Genomic DNA, 12,125 nt, shown 5'->3' with positions numbered 1-12,125 from the left:
ACCCCATGAACAAACCCACGCCACCAGCTGAACGGCCCCCCGAACGCCCTGTCGATCTGTCAGGGCCGACCCATGAACGTGTTTTTCGCGCTTTGCGATCGGAAATCATGCACGGTGAAATCACCCCCGGGCAGGCCATGACCATTCGGGGCATTGCCCAGACTTATGGTGTTTCTATGACCCCAGCGCGTGAAGCCGTGCGGCGTTTGACAGCCGAAGGGGCCTTGTCCCTGTCCAAAACGGGGCGTGTCTCGGCCCCGCAACTCAGCACTGAACGGATTGAGGAACTGGCCTCTATCCGTGCCTTGCTGGAACCGGAACTGGCGGCGCGGGCGCAGCCTCGGGCGCATTTGGCGTTGATTGAACGGTTGCAGAATATCAACATCACGATTGAGCAGATGATCGTGAAAAAGGATGCTGTGGGCTATATCCGCAGCAATCTGGAATTTCACCGCACGCTGTATTTGCGCGCCCAAGCGCCTGCCATGTTGGCCATGGTGGAAACCGTGTGGCTGCAGCTTGGCCCGACCATGAGCGCGCTTTACGCCCGCTTGCAACGGCCCAATGCGGCGGGGAACCACCGCACTGCCATTGCCGCGCTGCGGGCGGGGGATGAACCGGGGCTGAAGCTGGCCATTCGCGCAGATGTGACCCAAGGGTTGCGAATGTTGGGAAATTAACCCCGTTAAAACAGGACCGAGATAAACAGGTTCAGCGCAGACAGGCCCAAAAGGATGTTGATCAGTTTGGTGAACCCTGCATTGCCCATCCGTTCAAACACCCGCAGGCCGATAGTGGCTGCCAGCAGGGTCATCGGCACGACGATCAATGCGGTATAGACGAACTGGCGGTCCAGATAGCCGCCATAGCCGAACAGACACAGGGAAAATGCGCCCATCGACAGGTTAAACGCCTGAAACACGCCGCGCTTTTCCTGTTTGGTCCAGCCAAACAGCCCCGCCCAGATAGTTGTGACGACGCCCGACAATGCAGAAATCCCGCCAAAGATGCCGCTGATAAAACCGGTGACAAAGTGGTATTTTTCCGCGGTTCGGGGCAGGGTTAAACGGGATTGCAGGGTCAGTACATAGATCAGGTTCAGGCAGATCAGGCAGGCCACGCCGAATTTGAACTGAGGCAGGGGCACCAGCGGCAGAATGGCGATTCCAATGGGTACGCCTAACAAACCGCCCAGCGTCATGGGAACCGCCCGTTTGGCATCAATCATCCGCCAGACACGGGGCAGGGTCATCAGCTGGCTGCAGGTCATGCAGGCGGCCATAAGGGGCACCACTGTGGTGGGCGGCAAAATGATCAGCCAGAATCCCGCTGACATTAACGCAAAGCCAAATCCAGTCAGCCCGTTCACAAAACCGCCGGCGAGAGCGCCGGCGGCTAAAAAGGCTAATTCCATCGGCGGTTACGCATGGATTGCGCCGTCGCCACAGGCCAGTGCAGCTTCGCGCACGGCTTCTGAAAACGTGGGGTGGGCGTGGCAGGTCATGGCCACATCCTGCGCCGAGGCGCCAAATTCCATTGCCACACAGATTTCATGGATCAGATCACCTGCGGATGGCCCGATCAGGTGACAGCCCAAAATCCGGTCTGTGTCTTTATCCACCAGCAGTTTCACAAAGCCGTCGCCCTGATGCACTGCCTTGGCCCGCGCATTGCCCATGAAAGGGAATTTGCCAACCTTATAAGAAACGCCCTCTTCTTTCAGCTGTTCTTCGGTTTTACCCACGGATGCCACCTCGGGGGTGGTGTAGACCACACCCGGGATCACGCCGTAATTCACATGACCATGTTTGCCCGCGATCTGTTCGGCCACAGCCATGCCTTCGTCTTCGGCTTTATGGGCCAGCATTGGCCCCACAATAACATCCCCAAGCGCGTAGATGCCGTCAATGTTGGTGCCCCAAGTGGCGTTGGTCTTGATCTGGCCCCGCTCTGTCATTTCGCCGCCCAGTTCGGTAAAGCCCAGACCGTCGGTAAAGGGTTTACGCCCTGTTGCCACCAGAACTACATCCGCATCAATGGTGACAGAGTCGCCTTTCTTGCGGTCTTCATAGGTCAGTTTGGCCTTGGTTTTTGTCGCCTCGACGTTTTGCACAGCCGCGTTCAGGACAAAGTTCAGGCCCTGCTTTTTCAGCATCCGTTGCAGGGCTTTGCCAGTTTCTTTATCCATGCCCGGGGTGATGTGATCCAGATATTCGATCACCGTAACTTCACTGCCAAGACGGGCATAAACAGAGCCAAGTTCCAGCCCGATCACGCCTGCGCCGATCACGGCTAGGGTTTTGGGAACCTTGCCAAGTTCCAGCGCGCCGGTGGAGGTCACAACGACCTTTTCGTCCACTTCAACACCTTTCAGAGTTGAGGGTTCGGAGCCAGTGGCGATCACGATATTTTTGGCTTTGTGAACATCTGACCCGACGGTCACTTCGCCCTTTGCGGTGATTTTGCCAAAGCCATGAATGTGGTCGATTTTGTTCTTTTTGAACAGAAAGGCGATGCCGCTGGTGTTTGTGTCTACAGTTTCCTGCTTATAGGCGATCATCTGTTTGAAATCGACAGACGGGCTTTTGCCCTTCAAACCCATTTTGGCAAAGTTATGCTCGGCCTCATGCAGCATATGTGACGCATGTAACAGGGCTTTTGAGGGGATACACCCTACATTCAGGCAGGTGCCGCCAAGAGTTGAACGGCTTTCGACAACGGCGGTTTTCAGGCCCAGTTGTGCGCAGCGAATGGCACAGACATAGCCGCCCGGGCCACCGCCGATGATGATTACGTCATAGTCTGCCATGTGAGATCTCCTTCTAAGGGTCAGTCGCCCAATGTAACCAGTTGGCCATTGGGTGTTTGATAGGTCGCAGTGATCAGGGGGGTTGCATCCTGTGTCACTGAAATGCGGGTGTCGTGAAATCCAAGCGCTGCGAACAGCGCGGATATTTTGGCGGCCTGCGGGGTGCGCAGGGTCAGGTTTTGCAGGCGCAGGCCTTGATTGTCCATACCATCACTGACGTGGGGACCATCGGGCCATTGCAGCAGCACGGGAACCGCGCCTTGTGCGTTCAACTTGCCATCGGGCCGTAGGGCGATCTGCCAGCGCAGGGCGCCTCGTGCCGCGCTAACCGATTGGCCCAAATCAAAGCCGTGTTCGCGGTAAATTGCCATGTCCCGTTCAATATTGTCGGTGCGCAGCAGATAGGTCTGGATGCGTGGCCCGTCCATCAGCGCGGCTTTTGTAGCGGTGGAATCCTGATCGAACATGCGGGGAAATTCAGGTTCAGCTTGACTGGGATCGGGCGCGATGATTTCAAGATAGCTGCTATCGCCCGTGGCGGTCAGCGCGTTATGGGTGCCTTTGCCGGGGTGCGCGCCGCCCAAGGGCACGGTTATGCCAGTGCGTTCAAACACATAAGCAATGCCCTGTTCCAGCGTGGTTGCCGCCAGCCCGATATGATCCAGCGCAATCATACCAATGTTGCCAGCAGCATCAGCACAGTTGCGCCAAACCCGATAAACCAAATCACGGATCGCCACGGCGTCCAGCCAAAGTAATAGGCGGGAATATACAGCACCCGCGCGCCCAGATAGATCCAGCCGCAGGTCACGGTCACAGGGCTGGATTGATTGCCAAGGGTCACAACCACCACCGCGATGGTGAATATGATCAGGGCTTCAAAATGGTTGTTAAAGGCGCGAAACAGACGTCCGGGTTTTTCGGATAACAGTTCGTTTACCGGTTTGCCAAGGCGCGACGGATCGCGCGGCGACAGGGTGCGCGCAGGCCCCACGTCCAGATTGGCGGTGATCGACATCAGCGCGAACTGGATGACTTGCAGCAGGGCCGCATAGGTCAGAATGGTAATTTCACTGCTCATGCGCTGTGTCCTGCAATATCTGTCCAAAGGACGGTGCCGTCGTTGGGGCAGGTGATTGTGTTCCCCTCAACCCCTGAAGTGCTGCGCTGGTGCCGCCTGTAGGGGGTATCACCGGATTTGGAGTGGGGGCCGACCCCGACAACAATTGTCACGTCAGTTTGATAGTCGCATTTGGGACAGCGCAGGGTTTTCGGGTCGAGGTAGGCCATGATTTTGTTTAGACGGCCAAAAGGTAAAGATAAATGGTTGCAATAAATCCGGACGCCCAAGCCGCGGTGCGCAGCCACGGGATCGCAAACCAGTAAAGCGGCGCATAGATCACCCGCGCGATCAGAAAGATTTGCGCCGCCAGCAAACTGTTCGCTGTGGTTGCCGATGTGGTCGTCAGGATCAGAACCGCAGGAGCAAACAGCGCCAGCGCCACGATAGAATTGTTCAGACTGCGTTCAACACGCGCCCCCATGCCAGAAAGTTTGCGCCCTTCATCACGGGCGGTTGCCAGATACGGCAGCCCCAATTGTGCCGCACCGAAAAGCGCCTGAACAACAAGGACCAGGATAACAAGAAGGCCATAGAGTGCGAGGATTGAAAGTTCGGAGGTCATGGGTCTTCTCCTTGGTTTGGGTTAAGTGGTGGGATGAACCCCACCCTACGTTTTACGGTAGGGCGCAGTTCATCCCGCCACAATCACAAATCCATCAGCAGGCGGCGTGGGTCCTCTAGGGCTTCTTTGACGCGTACAAGGAAAGTCACAGCGCCTTTGCCGTCCACGATGCGGTGATCGTAGGACAGGGCCAGATACATCATTGGACGGATCACGACCTCTCCGTTGATCGCCATAGGGCGGTCCTGGATTTTATGCATCCCAAGAATACCCGATTGCGGCGGGTTCAGAATAGGCGAGGACATCAGCGAGCCGTACACACCACCGTTGGAAATGGTAAAGCTGCCGCCCTGCATATCGGCCATAGACAGTTTGCCGTCACGGGCTAGACCACCCAGACGGGCGATTTCTTTTTCGATTTCAGCGAATGACATGCTGTCGGCGTCTTTGACAACTGGTACAACAAGACCCGTAGGCGTACCCGCTGCGATACCCATGTTGACGTAGTTTTTGTACACTACATCCGTGCCGTCGATTTCAGCGTTCACTTCGGGCACTTCACGCAGGGCGTGGTTACAGGCCTTGGTGAAGAAGGACATAAAGCCCAGTTTGACGCCGTGTTTTTTCAGGAACAGGTCTTTGTATTCGTTGCGCAGGGCCATCACCTCGGTCATGTCCACCTCGTTGTAGGTGGTCAGCATGGCGGCGGTGTTCTGGCTTTCTTTCAGGCGGCGCGCGATGGTCTGGCGCAGACGGGTCATTTTCACCCGTTCTTCACGGGCTGCCTGATCTGCGGCAACGGGTGCAGCAGGGGCAACGGCGCGCGCAGCAGGGGCGGCTTGGGATTTTGCAGGGGCCGAAGCGCCGGAAGCTGCTTTCATCACGTCTTCTTTCATAATACGCCCGTCGCGGCCTGTGCCGGTGACTTGATCAGCGCTAAGGCCCTTGTCTGCCATCATTTTTTCAGCGGATGGAGCGTTTTTCATGCCGTCTTTGGTGATTTTAGCATCGGCTGTTGCTGCAACCGGTTGCGCTGCTGGTTTCGCCGCTGGGCTTGCACCGCCGCTGGTAATAAGCGCCAGTTTGCCGCCTGCTTCAACTGTCACTCCGTCGCCGGCGTAGATTTTTGACAGGATACCGGCAGCTGGGGCTGGAACCTCGACCGAAACCTTATCGGTTTCCAACTCGCACAGCATTTCATCGGCGGCAACTTCATCGCCTTCGGCTTTGAACCATGTGGCAACCGTGGCTTCGGACACGCTTTCGCCAAGGGCTGGAACCATCACATTCACATGTTCGCCTTCGTCAGACGCATCAGATGCCGGGGCAGAGTCCTTAGCAGGCTCTTTTTCTGGGGCGTCCTTGGCGGGGGCGGCGGTTGCTTCTCCGCCTTCGCTGATCACGGCCAGCAGTGCATCTACGCCCACTGTTTCCCCTTCGGCCGCGACGATTTCACCCAAAGTGCCCGCCACTGGCGAGGGTACTTCGACGGTGACTTTATCTGTTTCCAACTCGCACAGCATTTCGTCCACGGCCACGCTGTCACCGGGTTGTTTGAACCATGTGGCGATCGTTGCTTCGGTTACGCTTTCGCCTAGGGTGGGTACTCTTACGTCGGCCATGATTATTTATCCTCTATTGTCAGCGCTTCATTCACCAGCGCTTGTTGTTCTGCTTTGTGTTGGCTGGCCAGTCCGGTTGCTGGCGACGCCGAGGCGTTGCGACCCACATAGACAGGACGCTTGTTTGTGTGATCCAAACGGGTCAGCACCCATTCGATATTTGGCTCGATAAACGACCAAGCGCCTTGGTTTTTAGGCTCTTCCTGACACCAGATGAAATCTGCATTGGGGAAGCGCTGCAACTCCGTGACCATGGAATGGGCGGGGAAGGGGTAGAACTGTTCGACCCGCAGCAGGTAAATATCGTCGATACCCCGATTGTCGCGTTCTTCGAGCAGATCATAATAGACCTTGCCCGAACACAGAACCACCCGTTTGATTTTATCATCTGCGGCCAGTTTTGTGTCGGAATTGCCGTATTGGGCATCATCCCACAACACACGGTGGAAGCTGGAGCCTTCGGCCATTTCAGCCAAAGTAGACACAGCCATTTTGTGACGCAGCAGGGATTTCGGCGTCATCAGGATCAGCGGTTTACGATAGGTCCGGTGCATCTGACGACGCAGAATGTGGAAATAGTTCGCAGGGGTTGTGCAATTGGCCACAATCCAGTTGTCGCCGCCACACATGGTTAAAAACCGTTCCAAACGGGCGCTGGAATGCTCTGGTCCCTGACCTTCATAGCCGTGGGGCAGCAGACAGACCAGACCGGACATCCGCAGCCATTTGCTTTCGCCAGAGCTGATGAACTGGTCAAACATGATCTGCGCACCATTGGCGAAATCGCCGAATTGGGCTTCCCACAGGGTCAGCGCGTTCGGTTCTGCAAGTGTATAGCCGTATTCATAGCCAAGCACCGCATATTCCGACAGCATTGAATCGATGACTTCGTATTTCGCCTGTTTGTCAGAAATATGGTTCAGCGGCAAAAACCGTTCTTCGGTTTTCTGGTCGATAATTCCCGAATGGCGCTGACTGAATGTACCACGGGTGGAATCCTGCCCCGACAGGCGTACAGGATAGCCCTCGCGCAGCAGCGAACCAAAGGCCAAAGCCTCAGCGGTGGCCCAGTCGATGTTTTTCCCGCTAGAGAACATCTCTTTTTTGGTTTCGAGCAGCCGCGCGACAGTGCGGTGCACATTGAAACCCTCGGGCAGGGTGGTCAGGGCTTCACCCACATTGCGCAGCGCGTCTTCATCAACCGAAGTTGCCCCTCGCTGATAATCCTCGCCCCGTTTGTCCAGATGGGACCAACGCCCGTCCAGCCAGTCGGCCTTGTTGGGTTTATAGGTTTTCCCCGCCTCGAATTCTTCGTTCAGATAGGCTTGGAACGCGGCTTTTTGGTCCTCGATCTCTCCTTCAGGGATCAGACCGTCGCGCACCAGTCGTTCGGTGTACACGGCCAGCGTGGTTTTGTGACCTTTGATCTGTGTGTACATTTCAGGGTTGGTGAACATCGGCTCGTCGCCTTCATTGTGACCGAAACGACGGTAACAGATGATGTCGATCACCACATCTTTGTGGAACTTCTGACGGTATTCGGTGGCCACTTTCGCCGCATGAACCACCGCTTCGGGATCGTCGCCATTCACGTGGAAAATCGGCGCTTCGACCATCAGGGCGATGTCGGTGCAATAGGGGCTGGACCGCGAGTTATGGGGCGCTGTGGTAAAGCCGATCTGGTTGTTCACTACCAAGTGGATTGTGCCGCCGGTTTTGTGACCCTTCAGACCGGATAGGCCGAAACATTCTGCAACAACACCCTGACCAGCAAAAGCCGCATCGCCGTGCAACAGGATCGGCAGAACCTTGGTGCGTTCGGTATCGTTAAGCTGTTCCTGTTTGGCGCGGGCCTTGCCCAGAACCACAGGGTTCACCGCCTCAAGGTGGGACGGGTTGGCTGTCAGGGACAGGTGAACCGAATTGCCGTCAAATTCCCGATCGGACGACGCGCCAAGGTGGTATTTCACATCGCCTGAACCATCAACGCTTTCGGGTTTAAAGCTGCCGCCCTGAAATTCGTTAAAGATCGCACGGAAAGGTTTTTGCATCACGTTGGACAAAACGTTCAGACGCCCACGGTGGGGCATGCCAACGATTACATCGCGCACACCCAGTGCGCCGCCCCGTTTGATGATCTGTTCCATGGCAGGGATCAGGCTTTCGCCGCCATCCAGACCAAAGCGTTTGGTGCCTGAATATTTCACATGCAGGAATTTTTCAAATCCCTCGGCTTCAACCATCTTTTGCAAAATGGCTTTGCGGCCCTCTTTGGTGAATTGGATTTCCTTGCCGTAGCCTTCAATCCGTTCTTTCAACCAAGCGGCCTGTTCTGCATCGGAAATATGCATGTATTGCAGGGCAAATGTGCCGCAATAGGTGCGTTTCACGATTTCAAGGATCTCGCGCATGGTGGCTGTTTCCAGCCCCAGAACGTTGTCCAGAAAGATCGGGCGATCCATGTCGGCTTCGTTAAAGCCATAGTTTTGCGGCTGCAATTCCGGCAAATCACCGGTTTTGCGCATGTTCAGCGGATCAAGGTCTGCTGCCAGATGGCCCACAATGCGATACGCGCGGATCAGCATCAAGGCGCGCACGGAATCAAGCACCGCCTGACGCACTTGGGATTCAGACACCACCACGCCTTTTTCAGCCGCTTTTTCGGTGATCTTTTTCTCTGCGTGAACGCTTGGGTCAACGCCCCATTGCCCATCCAGCGCCGCTGTCAGATCATCATTTGGCTGCGGTGGCCAGTCAGGGCGCGCCCAGCTTGGTCCGGCTGCCTCAGCCTGAACATCACCCGTCGCGTCGCCCATGGATTTGAAAAAATCCACCCAAGCCGCATCAACGGCCGTAGGGTCTTGGGTGTAACGCGCATAAAGCTGTTCGATATATTCAGCGTTATGGCCTTGCAGAAAGCTTTCTGCATGGAACTGGTCGTTAGAGGGATGTTCGGTCATGGTTTGATGTCCTTTGCATTATAGCTCAGGGAGGTTGATACGATAGCGGAGGCAGGGACTTTGGTATTAAGCTGTTTTTCCAACGCGGCCCTGTCCAGAAACACGATTTGCACAGCACTGCTGCGGTTGATCGAGATTTCAGTCACTGTGGGCAGGCGGGAAAAACCGCTTTTGTAAACGGGGGGCGGTTGTTTGGCGCGGATTTCGGAGGCTGTATCGGGGGATACCGCGAAATCGCAGGTGATGTTGATATGCTCTAACGAGGTTTTGAGCCATGACACCAGCAACACTTCGGGGCCCGCATCGGTTTTGCGGTTCAGAATGCGGGTCTGGGCGTTTGGCAGGTCTTTCTTGCGGAAATACCCCGCAGCGGTCTTGCGTTTCAGGTCCAGAACATAGGTTTTGGTTTGCCCGCCACTGTCGCCCGCAAAATACTGGGGCATGCCAATCCAGGCCAGTGCGTCAATCACGGGGGCGTTTGGCGTATCCACAACAGCCCAGCCCTGTTCGGCAAAGCTGTTTTCCAGAACGCTAATGTGATGGGCGGGGGAAAGACAGGGGTCTGCTTCAAACGCATTGGCCGAGGCTGCAAAGGCAGCAGGGGCCAGAGATGCAAAAAAGAGACCAAGCATGGCGCGACGGGCGCGCCATGCGGTAGATGTGCCGCCGTGTAAAGAATGGCGCGTGGAAGTCACGCAGCCTACGGGGCAGGGTGACATCAGCCGATCGCTTTCAGAACAGCTTCGCCCAGTCCAGCAGGGCTGTCAGCCACGATGATACCCGCAGATTTCATCGCTTCGATTTTGTCTTCGGCACCACCAACACCACCGGCAACAATCGCGCCGGCGTGACCCATACGACGGCCCGGAGGCGCCGTGCGGCCAGCGATAAAGCCGGCACAAGGCTTGGAACGACCGCGTTTGGCCTCGTCTTTCAGGAACTGTGCAGCTTCTTCTTCGGCAGATCCGCCAATTTCGCCCAGCATGATCATGGACTGTGTGTCAGGGTCCGCAAGGAACATTTCCAGACAATCCAGGTGTTCAGTCCCTTTGATCGGGTCACCACCGATGCCGATCGCCGTAGACTGGCCCAGACCCGCAGCCGTTGTTTGACCAACCGCTTCATAGGTCAGCGTGCCTGAACGGGAAACGATGCCAACAGAACCGGCTTTGTGGATGTGGCCCGGCATAATACCGATCTTACATTCACCCGGTGTGATAACGCCAGGGCAGTTCGGCCCGATCAGCAGGGATTTGGACCCTTCCAGCGCACGTTTCACTTTCATCATGTCCAGCACAGGAATGCCTTCGGTGATACAAACGATCAGTTCCATTTCCGCGTCAATGGCTTCCAGAATGGAATCTGCCGCGAAAGGCGGGGGAACGTAGATCACGCTGGCATTGGCCTCGGTCATGGCTTTTGCTTCGTGGACAGAGTTGTAAACGGGCAGGCCAAGGTGGCTTGTGCCGCCTTTGCCAGGTGTCACACCGCCCACCATTTGTGTGCCATATTCAATGGCTTGCTCCGAGTGGAACGTCCCCTGAGAGCCGGTGATGCCCTGACAGATGACTTTGGTATTCTTGTTTACGAGTACGGCCATAATGTTTGGTCCCTTGGTAATTTGCGTAGGGCGGGGTTCACGCCGCCGGTCTTGCGAAACGGGGGAAAGCCCCCGCCAAGCATTAGCCCTTTACGGCTTTTACGATTTTCTGTGCAGCATCGCCCAGATCATCCGCCGCGATCACATCCAGACCGCTTTCGTTGATGATCTTTTTGCCTTCTGCCACGTTTGTACCTTCAAGACGCACAACCAGCGGAACTTGCAGGCCGACTTCTTTCACAGCCGCAACCACACCTTCGGCGATCACATCACAGCGCATGATACCGCCAAAGATGTTCACCAGAATGCCTTTGACGTTGGGATCAGAGGTAATGATCTTGAACGCTTCGGTCACTTTTTCAGTGGTCGCACCGCCACCAACATCCAGGAAGTTGGCAGGCTCCGCGCCGTAAAGTTTGATGATGTCCATGGTGGCCATCGCCAGACCGGCACCGTTCACCATACAGCCGATTTCACCATCCAGCGCGATGTAGTTCAGGTCGAACTTGCTGGCCGCCAGTTCTTTGGGGTCTTCTTCGGTCTCGTCGCGCAGGTCCAGAATGGCCTTTTGGCGGTACAGCGCATTGCTGTCGAAACCCATTTTCGCGTCCAAACATTTCAAGTCGCCCTTGTCGGTCACGATCAGCGGATTGATTTCCAGCATCTCCATGTCACGTTCGATGAACATTTTGTAAAGATTGCTGATCAACTGCACACATTGTTTGACCTGCGGGCCTTTCAGACCCAAAGCAAAGGCAACGCGACGGCCGTGGAACGAAGACAGGCCAGATGCCGGATCAACGGAAAAAGACACGATTTTTTCAGGGGTGTTTGCCGCAACTTCTTCGATGTCCATGCCGCCTTCGGTCGAGGCTACAAATGACACGCGGCTGCTGACGCGATCGACCAGCAGGGCCAGATACAATTCGGTTTCAATGCCAGAACCGTCTTCGATATAAACGCGGTTCACTTGTTTGCCAGCAGGGCCGGTTTGGTGTGTCACCAACGTGCGCCCCAGCATTTTGCGCGTTTCTTCGGCGGCTTCTTCAACCGATTTGGTCAGGCGCACACCGCCTTTATCGCCAGCAGCAGCTTCGGTGAAAGAGCCTTTTCCGCGTCCACCAGCGTGGATCTGGGCTTTGACAACCCACAGCGGTCCGTCCAGTTCTCCGGCGGCTGATTTGGCGTCTTCGGCGCGCAAGACGATACGACCGTCCGACACCGGAGCCCCATATTCTTTCAAAAGTTGCTTGGCTTGATATTCGTGAATGTTCATGCGAGCTGTCCTCTAGGCGAATAATTCATCCTTTTGGTCGCACATTAAGCGCCCCGTTAGAAGGGAAAAACGACAATTTTCCAGTTTGCACGGCAATTTGATGGTTTTGTGATCACACGCGAAAATTATGTGATCACAAATAAAATCAAAATTCATCCGTGTGTGATTCGCCA

The 12,125-nt window shown here is 55.7% G+C and carries 11 protein-coding genes; 1 reads left to right on the top strand and 10 read right to left on the bottom strand.

Translation table 11 applies throughout. From position 1 onward, the window contains the following. Nucleotides 1-5: 5 nt before the first annotated feature. Nucleotides 6-680, top strand: a complete 675-nt coding sequence (locus tag GGE09_RS06575) for a GntR family transcriptional regulator (RefSeq protein ID WP_309745127.1) — start codon at nucleotides 6-8, stop codon at nucleotides 678-680. A 5-nt stretch (nucleotides 681-685) separates the two neighbouring features. Here GGE09_RS06575 and GGE09_RS06570 read toward each other — a convergent pair whose 3' ends face one another. From GGE09_RS06570 to sucC, 10 genes are all read right to left on the bottom strand, one after another. Then, the gene (locus GGE09_RS06570; protein WP_309745125.1) at nucleotides 686-1,414 is read right to left on the bottom strand and encodes a sulfite exporter TauE/SafE family protein; all 729 of its coding nucleotides are present in this window, start codon (nucleotides 1,412-1,414) and stop codon (nucleotides 686-688) included. Between the two features lie 6 nt (nucleotides 1,415-1,420). Then, a complete protein-coding gene (gene lpdA / locus GGE09_RS06565) occupies nucleotides 1,421-2,809 on the bottom strand; it encodes a dihydrolipoyl dehydrogenase (RefSeq protein ID WP_309745123.1) in 1,389 nt (462 codons plus the stop codon). A 20-nt stretch (nucleotides 2,810-2,829) separates the two neighbouring features. After that, nucleotides 2,830-3,483, bottom strand: a complete 654-nt coding sequence (locus tag GGE09_RS06560) for a VOC family protein (RefSeq protein ID WP_309745121.1) — start codon at nucleotides 3,481-3,483, stop codon at nucleotides 2,830-2,832. Beyond that, nucleotides 3,480-3,890: an MAPEG family protein gene (locus GGE09_RS06555; RefSeq protein WP_309745119.1), complete on the bottom strand. Its 411-nt coding sequence runs from the start codon at nucleotides 3,888-3,890 to the stop codon at nucleotides 3,480-3,482. The genes GGE09_RS06560 and GGE09_RS06555 overlap by 4 nt, the downstream gene beginning before the upstream one ends. Nucleotides 3,891-4,107: 217 nt before the next feature. Further along, complete coding sequence (locus GGE09_RS06550; protein ID WP_309745117.1) at nucleotides 4,108-4,494, bottom strand: MAPEG family protein; 387 nt, start codon at nucleotides 4,492-4,494, stop codon at nucleotides 4,108-4,110. Nucleotides 4,495-4,577: 83 nt separating this feature from the next. Further along, nucleotides 4,578-6,119, bottom strand: a complete 1,542-nt coding sequence (odhB, locus tag GGE09_RS06545) for a 2-oxoglutarate dehydrogenase complex dihydrolipoyllysine-residue succinyltransferase (protein WP_309745794.1) — start codon at nucleotides 6,117-6,119, stop codon at nucleotides 4,578-4,580. After that, entirely contained in the window at nucleotides 6,119-9,076 is a 2,958-nt protein-coding gene (locus tag GGE09_RS06540; RefSeq protein ID WP_309745115.1) for a 2-oxoglutarate dehydrogenase E1 component, read from the bottom strand. Before GGE09_RS06540 ends, odhB begins: the two co-directional genes overlap by 1 nt. After that, nucleotides 9,073-9,795, bottom strand: a complete 723-nt coding sequence (locus tag GGE09_RS06535; RefSeq protein WP_309745113.1) for a hypothetical protein — start codon at nucleotides 9,793-9,795, stop codon at nucleotides 9,073-9,075. Before GGE09_RS06535 ends, GGE09_RS06540 begins: the two co-directional genes overlap by 4 nt. Next, nucleotides 9,795-10,676 carry a succinate--CoA ligase subunit alpha gene (gene sucD, locus GGE09_RS06530; protein ID WP_309745112.1) on the bottom strand — a complete coding sequence of 294 codons (882 nt, stop codon included), beginning with the start codon at nucleotides 10,674-10,676 and terminating at the stop codon, nucleotides 9,795-9,797. The genes GGE09_RS06535 and sucD overlap by 1 nt, the downstream gene beginning before the upstream one ends. A gap of 82 nt (nucleotides 10,677-10,758) precedes the next feature. After that, complete coding sequence (sucC, locus tag GGE09_RS06525; RefSeq protein WP_309745110.1) at nucleotides 10,759-11,952, bottom strand: ADP-forming succinate--CoA ligase subunit beta; 1,194 nt, start codon at nucleotides 11,950-11,952, stop codon at nucleotides 10,759-10,761. Nucleotides 11,953-12,125 lie beyond the last annotated feature (173 nt).

It is taken from the genome of Roseobacter sp. N2S, assembly GCF_031454055.1.
Lineage (GTDB): Bacteria > Pseudomonadota > Alphaproteobacteria > Rhodobacterales > Rhodobacteraceae > Amylibacter.
The sequence above is the reverse complement of the archived record's forward strand: the minus strand, read 5'-3'. Positions and strand labels throughout refer to the sequence as shown.